Below are 17,301 nucleotides of genomic sequence, written 5' to 3' on the forward strand. Positions count from 1 at the left end.
TTTCTTTATTCCAATTTGCCGAACATATCTTCATAGAATTCGAGCAACTCTTTCTTGATGTCTCCGTCATTAATCGCTATTTTGATAAATTTGCTATCCATGGTAAATACTTGGTTAAGTATCATACAAGCTTCCATATCTCCCGCATCTCCTCCCATGCGGCTTGCCAGGATTGCTTTCAGGTATAGCGTTAAGGCGCTTTGCGGCAGCTCCTCGAGCGCTTGTTTGGCTTCTTTGTTGTACATCTCCGTATTTAGCGCCATGCACATGATAACATTGTTTAAGGGAGATGAATTCTTTACAAGCTGGAAAATCTTTTTCCTTTCCTCCACCTCCTGGACTGTGGTTCCCCCTTTGTAATAACCGCCGAGGCAACGGGCGAAAGCCTTTATCATTTCGAACTTCTTGTCATCGGGGAGAATTCTGGCAAGGATGCTCGCTTCGCTGAAATTGTAGGCGCGGATGTACATAGCCAGTTGGTTGGCTACGATTGTTTCCGGGTTGACCTCTGTTTCCGTTACGCTGATACCGTCGTCGAAGCGGTCTATCTGGTTGGCTTTCCTGGTGATGTCTATCAAAGGTTTCAGGATATTGACGTCGAATGTGTCGCGTCTCAGGTAAGATACGGCGAGGTTATTGGCAGCCAGTATCCAGGGCTTCCGTTTCGACGGGTCGGGGTCGTAGCCCATTGTCTCCTTGTAAGCGCGGAGGTATATCTTTTCCGCCTCTACGGGGTCTTTCACCATTTGGAAAAGATGCCAGTACTCGTACCGGGTAAACTGTTTCTTGCCGCTCCGGTATTCCGGGTCGTTTTTATACCTGTCCAGGATTTCGTCCGGGTTCAGCTCGCGGAAGATTTCATGCTTGTATTCATATTGCACGGTGCGCAGGCGCGGCAGCCGTTCTTTAATGACTGTGGAATAGTAGGGCAGGCGCATAACGGAAGCATACTGCGCATCCTGGCTCTTGGGGAATTTGGCAATGATTTTCCTCACATCCTCCGCTTCGGTGAAAAGAGAGTCTTGCTCCAATAACTCGGCTACCTCCTCCCAGGTGGCTACACGTGTTTCGGTAGGGTGCTTGTATACACGCGCCCATTGAGCAGCGGGGATTACCGACGTTATCTGCCCCAAGGCAAAGTTCGTACGCAGCTTGGCTAAGGCGAGGTTGCTGGCGTAGCGGCCGTCCGGTGAGGACACACCCGTAATCTTGAACTCCTTCAGGGTAGTACCTTCGCCGTTGATGATTTCCAGCAAGTCGTTCTTTAGCTTGTTCATCTGCTCCTCGTTGGCGGGGACGTCCGGGTCGAGCTGCGCTTTGCCTACCAGGAATGTAAGCGATATGTTGCCTGCCGTATTCCTTTTTTCCCGTCGCGGCGTTTCTTTGTATTTGTTGGGGTCCAGCGAAAATTCGGGGAAGGTGAATTCAAGGAATTGCAGCGGACGGCGTATCTTGCAGGTTGTCAGTTGGTAATCCTCCTTGAATGTAATATGAGTATAGTCGGCAAACACCATTTTGCACCGCGCACTGTACATTCTTCTCGGGTCTTCTACATGCACGGTATCTTTAATGGGGATATTGAACGGGTTTTCACTTAACGGACGTTTCCTGTCGATATACCTGGATAATGTGTCGTTGGCAATGTTGAAAGCCATACGCCTGTCCTGTGTCAGATGAAATTCTACTCCGTCCATAACAGTCGGCCTCATGTACGCCACCGTATCTTCGGTGGTACAGTCAATGACGTAAGGTTGCAGGATAAGGCGCCGGTTGGGTTGCCCGAACTGTTTGGGTACGGGGATTGAATTCTCCACATAGAAATTATTCCCTTCGATTGTACCGGCTTCGGCATCGGGCTTGGGAGTGGGGCGGTCTGCCGTAACGGTAATCTGGTTCAGCATGATTCCGCCGTCGATAGCCAGGTTGATTTCTGAGTTGTAGTTTACCTCGCGCAGTTCCGTTTTCATGGCTACGCGGAAAATCAGCGCCCCGTTTTCCGCTACGCGGATTTCATAATAGCCGTCCGGACCTGCCACGACATCGGCATCGGACATTATGGTGGCGTTGCCGCTTTCCAGTTGTTTCTTGGCGTCTCTTGCAGCAGCTACCGTGTTGAAGGCGAATATATATACCTTTTCACTCGAGGGGAAAGGCTCCGCCTTGTTTTTCCCTTCGGGTTTATTGAGGACTTTTCCGAATACTACCTTGATTTGTTGCGCCATAATGGGAGTGGCTCCGATATAAAGTATAGCTATGCAGGCTGCTATTATCTTGATAAAGGTTCTCATGGCGATATGCTTTTATTTGAGGATATATGATATGGATACACCCAGCTTGGTGGGTAACAATTTGTAACCGGTGGCATTGACGTGTGCCGCACCGTTGGTTTCGTAGTCTTCGTAGTTATCGTTGACGTAGTATTGCTTCTGCTGGAAGTAGACAGCTCCGAAACCGCCGTAAAATTCTATGTTGAAGCGTTTGCCGAGGTTGAGGGAGTACCCGAACGTGATGCCTGCCCCGGCGGCATCGCCTTGATAGATGTGGCGTCCCCAGGTAATGTCGTAGGATACGCCGAGGGCTGCTATGCCTACAAACTCGCGGGTCATGGGGCGGCCGTTGAACCAATAGCGGTATTCCGGCTGAATGCCTATCATTTTTGCTTTGTTTCCGTATATGTTGACGGAGCCGAAAGCAGAAAGGTCTATACTGCTCCGTTCGCCTACTACGAACTCGCAACCGAGATTAGGCGTCATGGCGGCAAGCATTAATCCGTTGGTCTTTACGGCTATCTGCTGGGCATGCAAGGTATGGCTGCCGCCGACTAACAGCAGCAGAAACGCGATACGCAGTAGGAGAGTACAGGGTTGTTTCGGCATATGCTTATGTTTTATATCTTTTTATTCGAATGTATGTTCTTCGCCATTCTGCCATTCGTTCACGCTGGCTTTGGCGGCCATACTTTGCGTATATTTGATGTTGATAGTTGTGATATAACCTGCTTTCAGCTTGACGATGACATCGTTGCGGTCTGCATCACTGTCCGCTTCATCGAATACTACAATATCTTTGGGCTGTGCTTCGTCCGGCATAGATACGTTCAGTACCAGCTTGCGGATAGCACTGTTCTCCTCGTTTTCATAAGGGAGCAATAAGTAATCTTTCTGAACCGGGGCGTTTCCGGCAATTATACCCGGCTTTTCCGTAGTGTAATTGAGCGTTACGGCCGTTCGGTTATCGCTGTTATCCGATGTGATGATACCGGTTCGTAAATCCATTCTTCCCTCTTGTGCTTCACGGGGGATAAAGCTGATGCTGTTCAATGTAGGGTGGGAGTCGTCCGTATATTCCTCAGTGTCCGTGTATATTTTGAGGCGCAGTATGGCTAATGCATGTTTTAAGGGTAAAGATACTTGGTAGTTGCCTGCTGCTGCAAGGGACTTGCTGCCGGTTACGCATCCGGTATAAAGATAGTCCGTTACATCTTTACCGTCTTTTGTGCCGGTTACGGGAATGAAAGCGTTTCCATACTCATCAGTAGTGCTGTGGGTTGTATACGGATAATACCCGAATAGGTACAGCTTGTCCTGGCCGGGCGGATAATTGATAACGGTGTCGTTCGGCTGTATGAGTAATTGTCCACTCGTTCCGGCACAAAGATATTTTTGATTGGAGATATAGGGGTTACTGAGACTTCCTTCTTTTTCTGTCAAACCGAATACTCCTACTTCCGAGCTTTCTGCTAATTCTGTTCCGGTAATGATACTTCGGGTTACAGTGGCTTCGATAGAACTGACGGAAGCGCTTAGGCGAACCTCCACAGCCTCCTCCCCGAGGGGAGGAGCTATGGCGGATTCGTTATTACATCCTGTCAGCAATAGGAGTATGATACCAGAATAGAATAATATGTTTATTCGTTTCCTCATTATTTGTGTTTAGAACCCAGATTTAGAATTATTCAACAGGTGCTTCAATGTTATCGTCGAATTGTTGCCATTCAGTTAAAGTTGCATCTGCTTGAACTTCTTGCATAGCATAAATTCCGATTTGCACGTTATAGATAACACCTGGCTTAAATCCTCCTGTCGTATTTATGAATACAGGAACGGTTTGCTCGGTTGGTATGGCAGTACCACTTGTTGCAGTGGGGGCTTCGATTGTTACTTCTAACTCTAAAGGAGTAGTGCCGTCGGTTGGTTTTGCCATTAGATAACCTACTTTATCACCGCCGTTTGTTTCATTACTTGGTGTAAAACTTTTATTAGCAGCTTCATCGATATCATTTTCTAACATTGCAATATCTTCACTTCCAGTCCATGTTAAAGTCCCGGATATGATGTCCAATGTAGCTATACGACCATGATTCTTAATCTTTATATCTTTCACTTTCATATCTTTCACCTTCTTTTTATCTGCTTCCGACTGTTTTTTTGCAGCTACAACTTGGAAGGTAAACTGGGTTAGCAGGTGGTTGAATTTGATATTAGGAACCCACGTGTAATCTTTTCCGTCGTCTTTACTCTGCTTGGTTATAATGTCATGGTTATACTTCAACTGCCTTATATATTTGGCTTTGTATCCCGTGATGACAGTAGAGTTCTTTTCATTTGTATCTTCATCGATATAAATGCTTCCTTCCGGTATTTGAGGTGCTGCTGCTTTGTTCCACATAATATCTTGTGAACCGTTGAAGTCGTTGAATTGTACAGTTGCCTGACTGGCTGTAACTGTTGCATCTTCTTGAAATGGGGCATAGCCGTAAAATGTATAGTCGTATTTGTTATCCATTGGATAATAATAGACAGCACCGGATGTTCCGTTTCTGTATAATGAGATTTTTTCTGCTCCGGTTTCAGAACCTTCTGTATTGGTTTGTGTTGAAATAATTCCTTGAACATTACTTAATAATGCACCTTCTGTTGTGCTCCAGTCGGTAGCTGGTGTATCGTTATTCGGAGTAGTTGCAAGAGCAAAAACTCCGACCTCGGTACCTATGAAGGTCTTTTCAGTGATAGGTGTACGCGTTACCGTTGTGTTAGCTGTTGCAGTGGATTCACCACCACCCAACTGTATGACTACTTGTCCGTTAGGACCTTCCCAATCATCTTCTGTGACCGGCCTTTCAATGTTAGGTTCATCGTCGTTGGAAGAACACGATACCATAAATAGACCGGCTAATGCCCATAACCATATATTCTTTTTCATAATAATAATGAGTGTTTCGTAAAACATTATTTATCAGTTTCGATATAAAACCGAAACCTCATCCTCTTAAAAAGGTTTTGCTGACACGAGTTTATAGGATAAAGTTTCTTTTATATCCTAAATAAGGATAACTGCTAAAAATAATCTTCAAATTCACTCCCTTCACTTCCGTGGTACTTGTAATCAGGGTAAACCACCGGTTAAGTGAAGGGAATGAAAGATTGATTTTATTTTATAGTTTAATTATTGATTGAATGCGTCATCTTCAGGATTGGTTGAAATATCTCCGCCGTCCTCCCATTTAGACAATGTTGCAGTAACTTCAATATCTTGGAATCCGAAGATTGTTGTGGTAATTGTATAGTAGTTACCGGCTTCGAATACTTTGCTTGGTTCCTGTGCATTAAGTTTTACTGTTGTTTGCAGTGTTGATTCTTTCCATGTATATGATTGGGGATAGTCTGGAGCTGCTGAACCGTCATGTTCCATAACATATTGCATTAATTCAATCTCCATTTGGAAACTGTTTTCTCCAGGAACAATCATGATACCGTTACCAATCGGAAGTTCTTCATCTAATGCACTACCTGGAGTAACCGGGGTGAGTTCCACTAAATTTTTAGACTGATTTTCTTCTATTTCGTCTGAAGTTGGTTTTCTCATCAGTGTGAAGGAGGAGATACCTTCATCTTCTGTCGAAGCTGTTATACCTGTTTGTCCGGGGGTGTTCAAATTTGCTATTGTTACTGTAATTTTACTTTTGGGATCAAGTACTTTGATACTTTTAATATAGACACCGTTTTTAATTTTATTACTTTCATCTGGTTGAGGATAACCTTGGGTTGCAGGCCATTTTGTGGAATATTCATTATCGTTTATGGTAATCTCAGTTCCACCATCGACATTTGCACCCACTTTGGCAACAAAATCTAGACGGGATAATAAATGTTTGAAGTTCATAGTAGGTTGTACACCTCTACGGGCTGCCCATGAGCTAAATGCTTTAGCATAATCTTCTTCTGCTAACTTACCGTCCCCAGATGCAGCTCCCTTTTGAGCATCCGTCAGTTCGGCTTTGGCTATCATAATATCTTGAGTTCCGTTAATGGTCAAATTATACTCTATGGTCTTGTCGTCTTCACTCTTTTCTGGATATTCAAAACCGCCTTCTACCACAGCATCGTCAAAGCTGAAACCATAAAAATCATAAGCACCCTGAAGTGGATAGTATTTAACGGCTCCGGTAGTATTGGTGATTTTCATATTGGCTGGGTCATTTATAGTGCTTGCCGGAGCATTAAATGTTAAACCATCGAAAATGTAAGGGGAGTCCGGATCGTTCGGGTCTTCTTTTGCTGAAACAAGACTGTTCTTTTTAGTCATTAATATTTTCAGCTCTTGTTCGTCCCATAATGCTACCTCGTCGTCATTGACACCTGCAGCACCTGTACCTCTTGTAGAAACACTTACTTGCGGAGCACCTACTCCCAATTCAATAGCTACCGGACTACCTTCGTCGATAACATCCGGGGTGTTTGTTGTCGGTTCCGAAATACTTCCCGGGTCATTGTCTTTCGAACAGCTACTCATTAATGCAATGCATAACGCTGCGTAGATAAATTGCTTTTTCATAATCACTAAATTTTAATTAATAAATAAATCTATATATTCCTATATTCGTTATCATTCAAAAAAATCATCGGGGTCCAGTTCTATGTTACCGCCGTCTTCCCAACCGTCGATTTCTACCTGCACCTGAATTTCCTCCGGTCCGTAAACGGATATGCTGATTGTATATCGCCAGCCGGCGAGGAAGCCGGGTTCCAGCGTTTCTCCGTCTTTGGTGTTCTTAACGATATCTTTGAGCGGATACACGGTGGTGTAGTAATACTTCTGCCCGTTCTTGTCAACCGACGCTTTGATAATCAGCGATGCATTGTTTGTGGGCGGTACAAGCAAGGAGTTATCCAGTTCCACCTTCTCGCCGCCCGCCACTACCAGGCGCGGTACGAATGCGGTGTTATCGGCTTCGCGCAAGGGCAGTTCCTTCTGCTCGTCGTCTTCCGAGAAATGAGTGCCTACCTGCGTTATATCCCGTGCGGCAACGATGAAAGTACCTTTGTTTACGGTCTTTATCGAGATAGACTCTATGGTAATGTCATTTTTAAGCTTGGTAGGAAGTATGGCAAACTTCACGTTTGCCAGTTGGTGCTTCAGTTGGAGCACCGGGTGGATGTTGCGGTGCGCCGTATAAGTACTATAATAATATTTGTAAACCTTCTCCTGTTCTTCCGCGCTGAGGCGTGCGATGTAGTTATCCTTCTGGTCTTGGGTGAGGCTTGCTACGGCACACATCAGGTCTTGCGAGCCGTCTACCGAAACCTTGAAACGGATATCGTCCACACCGCGGACGAAGTTGGATATACCCTTTTCGCCGATGTAGTTGTTTTGCCCTTCGCACAAGTCGTCTACGTAATAAGCGAAGAAGTTAAAAGGGCTGATTTGCGATAGCGTGCTGTAATACAGCGGGTCGTCCTCGTCTTTCCAACTGATGAAAGAACCCGATGCCGGATTGTAACACGCCTGCCTGCCATGCTTGCTCCATTCGGCATCATTGCCCTGCTTGCCCGTGCTGCCGTCTACCAGGCAGATAACCCGGTCGGTATCTTGGGCGCGTGTCGTTTCGTAAGTCATGCCGCTCGGGTTGTCCGAACGGAATGCATAGATATGGAATGTGGCATTAGCTTTCTTGGTGGGATAGTTCTCCGTATCGTTCGGGTCGAGCGCCCCCTGTCCGCGGGTGAGCACGGTATAGCTTGGGTCGGAGAAGGCAACCATTATAGGCAATTCCTCCTCGTATATAAATGGATTATCGTCGGAGTCGTCCGTTCCCGCATTTACGGGCGTTTCATCCCCCGTGTACAGGTTTCCGCAGCCGCATAGTGCCGTAAGCACTACCAGCAATAGGGATATCGGTTTATATATTTCTCTCAGAACTATCATTTTCATCTTAAATGTCTACATTAATATCTCCTTGAGGATTGAACCAGGTATTATCTTCTTCTTGATTGATTATCTTACCGGAATCTATTACCAGCGGACTCTCCAACTCGATTACCACCACCTCATCGGTGTAGTTGAGGTAAGTCCTTCCGTTCTCCTTTTTCATCATCTGGGCGTCGATAATCGTTTGGCGCGGATTGGCGCCCGCATAAAACACATGCTGCTTGTTGCCGGACGAGGTAAAAATAGCCAGTTGGAGTATGCCGGCTCCCGTGAGGTAACTCTCCTTCGGGCTGGGCACGATACCCATTGTATAGAAGCTTGCAGAGTAAGTAGTGACATCGTTGTCTACCTGCTCCACGCCATTTTCCGCATCGAACATGAAAATGGTGCGGTAAAGCTTCGCCGTATCCAGGTAAGCCTCCGAAATATTGATACGTCCGCACAGTCCGGACATCTCGGCTATGATATAGTCTACCTTCACATCGCCTATCGTCTGTACCTTGAACTTCACCTGCACCTGTTGGCTTACGGGGCTCATATCGAACCGCAGGGTCTTGGACTGCCCCGTCTGTATGTTCACGCCTTTCTGTACCGAATAGAAGATACACCCGGCATCTTGTATATACTTGTATCCGGGGTTGAAATCCGGCAGGTTGATACCTTGCAGCTCGGGCAGAGCCTCGCGCGGCATCTCTTTCAGGTGGAGATACATCGTATCCACCTTTGCCTCCGGGTGGGTGAGGTAGCAGTTCAAACTGTCGATAACCACCCCCTCGCGGGTATTGATAGCGAAGATATTGTATTCGCCGCCTTTCAGCTTGAATGTGCCGGCTTCCTCGGCCTGCAAGGGAACCGACATCCCGTTCTCCACGACACCCGTTCGGGTATCGGCTATGCCGTGCGCCCGCCATGTATTCAGGATGCGGCTTGCCACGATATTCATATGCGTAGGCTTGTCCTCCTCGGCTCCGTTCCAGTCTCCCCAGTCGAACTCCGTGAGAATGGTGGCTACATGCGGATGCTCCGTTTCCGGGCAAAGGTCTACCTGCGTACAGCACGTCATGCCGCACAATAATAGAAGGATAAAAGGCAAATATGTAGGCCTGCACATTTTCATCGGCTGTCCTCCTTCCTCTTATCCGCTTCTGCGGCAGGGGCGGCGGTGTCCTCGGGCTTTACGGCTTCCGTCTCCGCAGCCTCTTGCTTGCGGTTCTTCCTGCCTTTCTTTTTCTTCTCCTTTACGGAGGCGCTTTCCGCTTTCTCGCCCTCCTTTTTCTTCTTATCTTCCGCCTTCTTTATTTTATCTTTCCGTGCGGCTTCATTGGCTTTCTTTATCGCCTTTTCCGCTTTGCGGAGAGCCTTTTGCTGGTCTTTTGTAAGGGGCACAGTATCGCTGAGCTGAATACCCAATGAGTCCGCTATCTGCTGTTGCAGCTTCTTGTCGGCCTCCTCCTGTGCCTTCAACTGCGCCTCCTTCTGCATCTTCTTCCACTCTTTTTGCTCCTCCTTGTTGAGTAGGCTGTCGGGTAGGGTAGCACCTTGCTTGCTGTAAACGCTGTTAAGGGAGTCGATGCGAGCACGCATCTTATTGATTGCGGCATTCAGGCGGTTGCGTTTCTCCTCGCGTATGTCTACACGGCGGGTAACGGACTGCTTGTACTTGTCCTTTACGGAGATGAAGCGGTATACGAACGCCACCCGCAGGTCGGTAATCAGGGGGAAAGGCACTAAATGCCCGCCTTTGCATTTGTCGGCGATGCGGGGATAGCACCCGCTTTCGGCATCATGCTCGAAAACGTCGTAATCGGCATATGCCAGGCCGATAGAACCTCCGAGTTCCAGGTCGATATGGTTTTTGCGATAGCCGTAGAGCGGGGCGGTATATCCTAACGATATGCCTGCGCCGTAAGAATTGCCCTGTATGCCTTGCTTGCCCAGTTTCAGGTTGTAGCTGGAGGCGTTTGCATAAATGCCCCAGTAGTAGGCGCGCCAGTCGCGCGGGTTTTTCCTCTTGGTGGTGAAAATATTGTCGTTGAGATACTTGAATACGCCCTCTTTCAAGGTCGTGCTGGTGTACCGGCGCCTGGTACGGAAGTACTGGCGCCACTCTACCCGTGCATCGAATACATTGAAGATAAGAGACGGAGTGTACTTTTGCGAAGTGTTCCAGTTCCACTTTATATTGGCGCCGATTGTGCGCTTGTTTCGAATCGTATTGCCCAGGTCGAACTCCACGCCAATATTAGGAACCGTCAACAACCAATCCACAGCATTTGTCTTGATACCCCAACGGCCTTTGAAAGGAATTTTTTCTGCTTCCGCATTCTCTTTCCTGCTGTGTTGTATCTGGGCATATGCTTTATTCACGGATGCTGACATAAGAAAACACACTACGACTGTCCTCAGTAAAAAAAAGTAGTGCTTTTTTTTATGCTCTTGTGATAAAATCACGTCCTTTATAAATATTTATTTGTTTGTTCGCGCCGTCAAAAATATATACTACGGATGTAAAAACAAAGTTTTTTATTAATTTTTTTTGAATATCGGCGGCTTTTTGGATATAATATTAAGAAAGACAAACCGGGCGGGTGGCTCTGTAACGGTTTTCCGTGATGCCTCGGGTAGGGTACGAAACAAAAAAGGTGTAAATTCTATTTGAGAGAACTTACACCTTCTTGCTTAAAATTAATTTTTACTTTCCTTTATGCCTGTTCGCGCGTTTCTTACGGATTTCGGCTTTCATCTTCGCTGCACCGGAACCATGCAGGCCGGTGATATAGGTTTTCTTTTTGGCTTTGGTCTTGATTTTGTTTTCTTCTTTAGGCTTCTCTTTCTTGCCTTTGAAAACAATACCGCCCATCATTGCTTCTTCTATACTCACGTTGTAGGATATTAAATATTAAACTATGTGGCTGTTAATCGCTGTGCTGCGGATATACAGTATATATCCGCAGCGCCCGGCTTACCTGGCGGGCAGTATCTCAATCCAGTAATCGTCGGGGTCGTTGATGAAATACAGCCCCATAGCAGTATTCTCGAAACATACCCAGCCGTTCTCCTTATGATACCGGCGCACGGCATCGTAGTCTCCGGCTACGCGGAAGCAGAGGTGACTCTCATTCTCGCCCAGCTCATAAGCCTGTGGATGCTCCTTCAGGCAGGTCAGCTCCAGCAGGAACCCCGTGCTGCCGTCGCTGAGGTAAACCAGCGTGAAAGAGCCGTCCGACGCCTCTTTCCGGTGATGCTCTTTCAAGCCCAACGCCTTTTCGTAAAAGGCGATGCTGCGCTCCAGGTCGGTAACGTTTATATTGAAATGGTCGAATTTACTTTTTATTTCCATTGTTCTCGATGAATTAAGTATTACTCTTTTTTTCCGATAATCGGGTATTATTCTTTCTCCCGATAATTTAGATATTACTCTTTTTCTTGATGATTAGCCATTGCTCTTTTTCAATAATCAACTATTGCTTTTTTTCAATAATCAGTCATTACTCTTTTTCAATAATCAACTATTGCTTTTTCCCGATGACTAACCGTTCCCTTCTTATCGCCTCATTTGATTTTCGCTTTCAGGATTTCGCCCGTGTACGTACGCGGCATACCCTCTACCGGAGCTTGCGACGGAATCTTCCTGCACTCCAGGATTACGGTAGGCTCCTTCTGCCCGTTGGGGTAGAAGCGTACGGTATAATTCTGGGCAGCCTCCATTTGTCCGTAAGGCTGTTCCGGCGACAGAATCGTGAATATTACAGGTTTGTCCCCGGCTATCTTACCCAGCGAACCTCCGGCGTTGGCAGTCATCATAGTCATGTTGAAAGGCTCCTCGCCGATTACAATCACCAACTTGCCGTTTCCGCTCTGGATAACGTCGGCGGGAATGGCGTCCGGAGCCACCTCCCTATAAGCGCCCGCTGAAGCCTGTGCACCGTCTTGCGGGGTGGCGGCAACGGCTGTTTCCGTAGCAGCCTTCGGAGTTCCTACCGTAACCGGCGTCTTGGGAGTAATGACCGTCGTGCCGGAGTTGACAAGGGCTTTTTCTTCCTTCTTCACTTCCTCTTTCTTCTCCGCTGCCGGAGCTTTGGTTGCGGTGGCGCTCAGGGCATCCGCTACGCCGAGGCAGAGGTCGTCTACGAAATCCACCGTTTTCCGGCGCCATTTGGCAAGGCCGCGTACCAGCTTGGTCTGCGACTTGTTCAGCGCATATTTGTCGGTAATCCATTCCTCGGCGGTATATTTCTCCTGCCCGTCCCGGTAGTTGAAGCGGATTTTCTCCACCTCGAAAGTACATTTCTCCGGTTGGCAGGTAACGGCGAGCTGGTAGAGTATCTTCGTCCGGTCTAACGACAGGGCGGTGGAGCTGAATACAATCCACTCGTCACCCATGCCTACAATCTGCCCTTTCTCCCGGTTGGTGTAAACCACGCGGCTGTTGTTCTCGTTCTTCGCCAGCCGTGCCTCCATCCACCTCACCAGGCGGGAGTAGATAGTATCTTGCGACATGCCGGGAATACTGAATTCCTTGGTGAAAACCACCTTGCCGTCCACCTCGGGTACGGCTCCCGCCAGGTATTTGCTGTCATCCCTCTGGGCATGCAGCAAGGCAGGCATGCACAGGCAGGACAGCACGAAAAGAAATTGTGTCAAATTTTTCATAATGCTATGTTTTATTTAGTAATGTCGAAACTCTCGCCCCGGCGGGAGATTGCCAGGAAACGGCAGCCCTTGCTTTCGGCAAAGGCGCGGAATTCATTGCCGCCCCGGTAGTCCTCGCTGAAGTGCATAGGTGCAAATATAGCGGTTTTTATCCGTTCTACGAACTGTTCCGCACCGCGCATATAATCTTTTCCCAGACGGCTGTCTACCGGAAACATGGCTACATCCACCCGGGGAGCCTTTTGCTGTAAGATTTTTATCTCTGCAAGAAAGTCCCCCTCCGCCTTGCGTATCTCCTGGGGAGTAGATTCCTCGCTCCAATGCCAGTTGTTCAGGTCGCCGGCATGGAACAGGCGGACACCCTGCAAATCTATCAGGAAGGAGATGCCGACGTCGGTAGAGCCGAAAGCCTCGATGCGGATGTGCCCGTCGTCGTAGACATCGCCCTTAGCGATATAGGTGGCATCCTCCGCCGCTGCGCGCCGGTGTTTCAGTATGTCCTTGGAGAAGATATACCGGATACCGGGGCGTTCGTCCTTCCACAAAAGGACTTCGCGGTTGAAGTGGTCGGGGTGAAAATGCGAGGAGAGCACGTAGAGCCTCCCCGGTTTCTTTAACAGGCAGTCGTGTACGATTCCGCGTCCGGGCTCCTCTTGCGAGGAATCCTTGTAGTAATCGATGACGACCGTCACTCCGTCCGCTTCAATCGCGAAGCCGCTGTGGTAGATATAATCAAGTTTCATTGTACGGATTCAAATATAGCGCAATATTACAAAAAACACTACACAAACTTCCGGTTTGGCTGTTATTTTATGCAAAAGCCCTACATCGGCACTTCAATCAGGAGGATGTGCGAGTCCGTCAGCGTCTCCAATTCGAAATGCTCCGTTTCGTATATCCCCATGCCGTCGCGCCGCGACAGCACCGTGCCGTCTATGCTAATTCCGCCTTCTATCAGGAATACGTACACCCCCGCGTGCGACTGGTGCAGATGATAGCCCAGCTTCCTCCCGGCGGATACCTCTCCTATGGAGAACCACGCCTGCTGCTGCATCCTGGCAGGGGCATTGCCGTCCGGAGACACGATGAGCGCAAGCTCGTTCTTGTGCAGGTAGGGGCGGATGTCGTAATCCCGGTAGGTGGGTGGCGTATTCAGCTTTTCGGGCATTATCCAGATTTGGAGAAACTCCACCGGCTCGGTGTCGCTTCCGTTCATTTCGCTGTGGTAGATGCCCGTGCCCGCGCTCATGGTCTGGATGTCGCCGGGGGCGATAGTACGGCTGTTCTGCTCGCTGTCGCCGTGTTTCAGACTACCTTTCAGGGGAATGGAGATTATCTCCATATTCTTGTGCGGGTGCATCCCGAAACCCTCTCCCGGGGCTACCCGGTCGTCGTTCAGCACGCGCAGGGCACCGAAGTTCATGCGGTGCGGGTTGTAATACCTGTCGAAACTGAAGGTGTGGCGGCTGTCCAGCCAGTCGTATAGGGAACGTCCGCGGCTCCCGGCTTTGTCTATTACTTTTTTCATAATCTTTCTTTCTTTTTTAATGATTAGTCTTTATGTAACAAGCAGACGTGCCGTAAAGTTTGAGCCGCGCGGGATTAATGTTCCGTAAATAGCATTTTACAACCTAACCTCGTTCTCCAGTTGCTTGCACTCCATGAATTCCTTTATGTTCTGCAACGTGGTGGCAGCAATGTTGGCAAGCGCCTCGCGGGTGAAGAATGCCTGGTGGGAGGTTACGATGACATTGTTGAAAGACAACAGGCGCGCCAGCGTGTCGTCGTCGATAATCTTGTCCGACCGGTCTTCGTAGAAATATTCGCTCTCTTCTTCGTACACATCCAGCCCGGCAGAGCCGATTTTCTTGTTTTTCAGCCCTTCTATCAGGGCGTCGGTGTGGATAAGCTGCCCCCGCCCGGTGTTGATAATCATTACGCCGTCCTTCATCTTGGAGATAGAGTAGTCGTTAATGAGGTATTTGGTTTGCTCCGTTAGGGGGCAGTGCAGGGAGATGATGTCCGAACTGCGGTACAGCTCGTCCAGCGTGGTGTACACCACCTGGTGCTCGCGGGCGAAATTGTGGTCGGGGTAGAGGTCGTAGGCAAGGATGTTCATGCCGAAGCCCCGCAGGATAGCGATTAGCTTCTTGGCAATCTTGCCCGTTCCGATGATGCCTGCCGTTTTGCCGTGCATGTCGAAGCCCAGGAGCCCGTGCAGGGAGAAGTTGCCGTCGCGCGTGCGCCATGTGGCGCGGGGTATTTTCCGGTTGAGCGAGAGCATGAGCGCTACCGTGTATTCCGCCACCGCGTAGGGTGAGTAGGCGGGAACGCGCACCACGGTGATGCCGTTTGCTGCTGCGGCTTTCAGGTCTACGTTGTTGTAGCCGGCACAGCGCAGGGCGATAAGCTTCACGCCGTTTGCCGCCAGCTCGCGGATGATTTCCGCATCGGCCGTATCGTTCACGAAGATGCACACCGCGTCTACGCCTTGCGTCAGTATCACGTTGTGCTTGTTGAGGTGACCTTTGTAATAGCGGAGCTCGAAGCCGTATTCGCCGTTCTTTTCATTGAATGAAGCCTCGTCGTAGGGCTTGCTGCCGAAAAATGCAATTGTATATGCCATGAGATTTTAAGTTTTTTGTTTCAAGGAAATAACACTTGCAAAGATAGGAAGGTTCGGGATATATCCGGCAGGTTATCCCGATTCTCTTTGGGGACAGCAGTAAAAACCTGCGGCTGCATAGGCTAATCCGTTCCACCGTGGGGGAGATTTTGTTCCGCCACGGAGAAAGTTTCGTTCCACCGTGACGGAACAAAACTTTTCCCGTGACGGAACGGGTTGGCGCATGCCGTCTTTCTGCTTGCCGGAAGCAGGGGGCGTATATCGGGATAGGGTGGCGGTCGGTAAGGCGGGATACACCGCCCGTACCCGCGGCGCATGCCGCAAATGTTTCAATAGAAACGGTTGAATTTTTCAACTAATAGGGCTGTTTGCCCTAAATAAAATGCATAAGATAGTTTTCTATGTGCAATATTATTGTACCTTTGCGCCCGAAAACAATTAAAAAAGATTTAGATGAGAAAAAATTCCTTGATTAGCATTGCGATGTTAATCGTTTCAATTCCAACTTTTGCAGGAGGCCTCCTGACAAATACCAACCAACACCCTGCTTTTCTTCGTATGCTGTCCCGCGGCGCGGTTACTACCGAGGTGGATGCGGCTTTATCCAATCCTGCGGGGTTGGCTTTCCTGCCGAAAGACGGATTTTATACGTCCTTGAGCATTCAGAGCGCTTTCCAAACAAGAAATATCGACGCTTCGTGCGATGCTTTGGGGCTGGACAAATATTATGAGGGAAAGGCTGCCGCACCGGTTATTCCCAGTGTGTTTGCCGCTTATAAGAAAGGTGACTGGACTATTTCCGGCTTCTTCGCGATTACCGGCGGCGGTGGAAAAGCCTCGTTTAATGACGGTCTTTCCATGTTCGACGCTATGGTGATAGGCGGGTTGGGCAGCCAGGGTATTCCGGGCAATGCCTATTCGCTGAACAGTTATATGGACGGCAAGCAGTACATCTATTCCGTGCAGTTGGGGCTGAGCTACAAAATCACGGACTGGCTTTCTGCTTTTGCAGGCGGGCGCATGAACTACTTTACCGGCGGTTATAAGGGTGCGCTGAATGCCAGTGCCGCCGTCAATTTGCCTTTGCCTACGGGGGGAACAGCGCCCGTAGGAACCGAACTTATCGGCATCGACCTGGATTGCAGCCAGACCGGTTGGGGATTTACTCCGGTTATCGGCTTGGATGCCAAGTTCGGTAAACTGACGATTGGTGCGAAGTATGAGTTCAAGACCAGCTTGAACATTGAGAATAATACCAAGTTGAACTCTTTCCGCATGTTGGGTGCTCCGGAAAGCGAGTTGGAGGCTTACAAGCACGGCGTGAATACTCCGAACGACATTCCTTCCATGCTGTCGGTGGCGGCTGCCTACGAGTTCCTTCCGGTGCTGCGTGCCTCGGTAGAGTATCACTTCTACGACGACAAGCATGCAGGTATGGCGGACGACAAGCAGAAGTTCCTTACGAAAGGTACGAACGAGTACCTTGCCGGCATAGAGTGGGATGTGCTTAGCAGGCTGACGTTGAGCGGCGGCGTGCAGTTTACGGATTACGGCCTGTCCGACAATTACCAGAGTGATACCAGCTTCTCCTGCGACTCTTACTCGCTGGGCATAGGCGCTAAGTTGAAGCTCTCGGAAAGGGCGGCGCTGAATGTGGGGTATATGTGGACTAACTACGACGACTATACCAAGACGACACAGGACTACAACGGAACCGGGCTGCCGGGCACGAACGTGTACAGCCGTACCAACAAGGTTTTCGGTCTTAGCATAGACTATCGTTTCTGATATTTCATAATCCGACCTTTATATAG

The 17,301-nt window shown here is 48.6% G+C and carries 16 protein-coding genes; 2 read left to right on the plus strand and 14 right to left on the minus strand.

Annotation, left to right across the window (positions count from 1 at the left end; translation table 11 throughout):
* Positions 1 to 5 precede the first annotated feature (5 nt).
* The 14 genes from C233_RS0109225 to C233_RS0109290 form a co-directional block, all read right to left on the minus strand.
* A complete protein-coding gene (locus C233_RS0109225; RefSeq protein ID WP_018667315.1) occupies positions 6 to 2,288 on the minus strand; it encodes a hypothetical protein in 2,283 nt (760 codons plus the stop codon).
* A 12-nt stretch (positions 2,289 to 2,300) separates the two neighbouring features.
* Positions 2,301 to 2,876: a DUF3575 domain-containing protein gene (locus tag C233_RS0109230; protein ID WP_018667316.1), complete on the minus strand. Its 576-nt coding sequence runs from the start codon at positions 2,874 to 2,876 to the stop codon at positions 2,301 to 2,303.
* A 21-nt stretch (positions 2,877 to 2,897) separates the two neighbouring features.
* Positions 2,898 to 3,923 (minus strand): fimbrillin family protein, encoded by a 1,026-nt coding sequence (locus tag C233_RS0109235; RefSeq protein ID WP_026314802.1) that lies wholly within the window; start codon positions 3,921 to 3,923, stop codon positions 2,898 to 2,900.
* 28 nt (positions 3,924 to 3,951) lie between these two features.
* Positions 3,952 to 5,202, minus strand: a complete 1,251-nt coding sequence (locus tag C233_RS0109240) for a fimbrillin family protein (protein WP_018667318.1) — start codon at positions 5,200 to 5,202, stop codon at positions 3,952 to 3,954.
* Positions 5,203 to 5,445: 243 nt separating this feature from the next.
* Positions 5,446 to 6,834, minus strand: a complete 1,389-nt coding sequence (locus tag C233_RS0109245; RefSeq protein ID WP_018667319.1) for a fimbrillin family protein — start codon at positions 6,832 to 6,834, stop codon at positions 5,446 to 5,448.
* Positions 6,835 to 6,885: 51 nt separating this feature from the next.
* A complete protein-coding gene (locus C233_RS0109250; RefSeq protein ID WP_025068820.1) occupies positions 6,886 to 8,211 on the minus strand; it encodes a fimbrillin family protein in 1,326 nt (441 codons plus the stop codon).
* Position 8,212: 1 nt separating this feature from the next.
* Positions 8,213 to 9,325 carry a hypothetical protein gene (locus C233_RS0109255; RefSeq protein WP_026314804.1) on the minus strand — a complete coding sequence of 371 codons (1,113 nt, stop codon included), beginning with the start codon at positions 9,323 to 9,325 and terminating at the stop codon, positions 8,213 to 8,215.
* Positions 9,322 to 10,659 (minus strand): DUF3575 domain-containing protein, encoded by a 1,338-nt coding sequence (locus C233_RS0109260; RefSeq protein ID WP_026314805.1) that lies wholly within the window; start codon positions 10,657 to 10,659, stop codon positions 9,322 to 9,324. Before C233_RS0109260 ends, C233_RS0109255 begins: the two co-directional genes overlap by 4 nt.
* Positions 10,660 to 10,900: 241 nt before the next feature.
* Entirely contained in the window at positions 10,901 to 11,089 is a 189-nt protein-coding gene (locus C233_RS0109265) for a hypothetical protein (RefSeq protein WP_025068822.1), read from the minus strand.
* Positions 11,090 to 11,170: 81 nt separating this feature from the next.
* Positions 11,171 to 11,548: a VOC family protein gene (locus C233_RS0109270; protein ID WP_018667324.1), complete on the minus strand. Its 378-nt coding sequence runs from the start codon at positions 11,546 to 11,548 to the stop codon at positions 11,171 to 11,173.
* 212 nt (positions 11,549 to 11,760) lie between these two features.
* Positions 11,761 to 12,861, minus strand: a complete 1,101-nt coding sequence (locus tag C233_RS0109275) for a DUF4468 domain-containing protein (protein ID WP_018667325.1) — start codon at positions 12,859 to 12,861, stop codon at positions 11,761 to 11,763.
* Positions 12,862 to 12,872: 11 nt separating this feature from the next.
* Positions 12,873 to 13,604, minus strand: coding sequence for an MBL fold metallo-hydrolase (locus C233_RS0109280; RefSeq protein ID WP_018667326.1), 732 nt, complete (start codon positions 13,602 to 13,604; stop codon positions 12,873 to 12,875).
* An 80-nt stretch (positions 13,605 to 13,684) separates the two neighbouring features.
* A complete protein-coding gene (locus tag C233_RS0109285) occupies positions 13,685 to 14,389 on the minus strand; it encodes a pirin family protein (RefSeq protein ID WP_018667327.1) in 705 nt (234 codons plus the stop codon).
* A 96-nt stretch (positions 14,390 to 14,485) separates the two neighbouring features.
* On the minus strand, positions 14,486 to 15,487 hold the full coding sequence (locus C233_RS0109290) for a 2-hydroxyacid dehydrogenase (RefSeq protein WP_018667328.1): 1,002 nt from the start codon (positions 15,485 to 15,487) through the stop codon (positions 14,486 to 14,488).
* A 181-nt stretch (positions 15,488 to 15,668) separates the two neighbouring features.
* On the opposite strand from C233_RS0109290, the gene C233_RS24080 reads away from it, so the two are divergent.
* Complete coding sequence (locus C233_RS24080; RefSeq protein WP_154656065.1) at positions 15,669 to 15,833, plus strand: hypothetical protein; 165 nt, start codon at positions 15,669 to 15,671, stop codon at positions 15,831 to 15,833.
* 107 nt (positions 15,834 to 15,940) lie between these two features.
* A complete protein-coding gene (locus C233_RS0109295) occupies positions 15,941 to 17,275 on the plus strand; it encodes an OmpP1/FadL family transporter (protein ID WP_025068823.1) in 1,335 nt (444 codons plus the stop codon).
* The last annotated feature ends 26 nt before the right edge of the window (positions 17,276 to 17,301 follow it).

The organism is Bacteroides gallinarum DSM 18171 = JCM 13658 (genome assembly GCF_000374365.1).
Lineage (GTDB): Bacteria > Bacteroidota > Bacteroidia > Bacteroidales > Bacteroidaceae > Bacteroides > Bacteroides gallinarum.

Excerpts from the sequence above, each read along its gene's own strand:
- C233_RS0109225 (WP_018667315.1), bottom strand. The coding sequence starts at position 2,288 with ATGAGAACCTTTATCAAGATAATAGCAGCCTGCATAGCTATACTTTAT.
- C233_RS0109230 (WP_018667316.1), bottom strand. The coding sequence starts at position 2,876 with ATGCCGAAACAACCCTGTACTCTCCTACTGCGTATCGCGTTTCTGCTG.
- C233_RS0109235 (WP_026314802.1), bottom strand. The coding sequence starts at position 3,923 with ATGAGGAAACGAATAAACATATTATTCTATTCTGGTATCATACTCCTA.
- C233_RS0109240 (WP_018667318.1), bottom strand. The coding sequence starts at position 5,202 with ATGAAAAAGAATATATGGTTATGGGCATTAGCCGGTCTATTTATGGTA.
- C233_RS0109245 (WP_018667319.1), bottom strand. The coding sequence starts at position 6,834 with ATGAAAAAGCAATTTATCTACGCAGCGTTATGCATTGCATTAATGAGT.
- C233_RS0109250 (WP_025068820.1), bottom strand. The coding sequence starts at position 8,211 with ATGAAAATGATAGTTCTGAGAGAAATATATAAACCGATATCCCTATTG.
- C233_RS0109255 (WP_026314804.1), bottom strand. The coding sequence starts at position 9,325 with ATGAAAATGTGCAGGCCTACATATTTGCCTTTTATCCTTCTATTATTG.
- C233_RS0109270 (WP_018667324.1), bottom strand. The coding sequence starts at position 11,548 with ATGGAAATAAAAAGTAAATTCGACCATTTCAATATAAACGTTACCGAC.
- C233_RS0109275 (WP_018667325.1), bottom strand. The coding sequence starts at position 12,861 with ATGAAAAATTTGACACAATTTCTTTTCGTGCTGTCCTGCCTGTGCATG.
- C233_RS0109280 (WP_018667326.1), bottom strand. The coding sequence starts at position 13,604 with ATGAAACTTGATTATATCTACCACAGCGGCTTCGCGATTGAAGCGGAC.
- C233_RS0109285 (WP_018667327.1), bottom strand. The coding sequence starts at position 14,389 with ATGAAAAAAGTAATAGACAAAGCCGGGAGCCGCGGACGTTCCCTATAC.
- C233_RS0109290 (WP_018667328.1), bottom strand. The coding sequence starts at position 15,487 with ATGGCATATACAATTGCATTTTTCGGCAGCAAGCCCTACGACGAGGCT.
- C233_RS0109295 (WP_025068823.1), top strand. The coding sequence starts at position 15,941 with ATGAGAAAAAATTCCTTGATTAGCATTGCGATGTTAATCGTTTCAATT.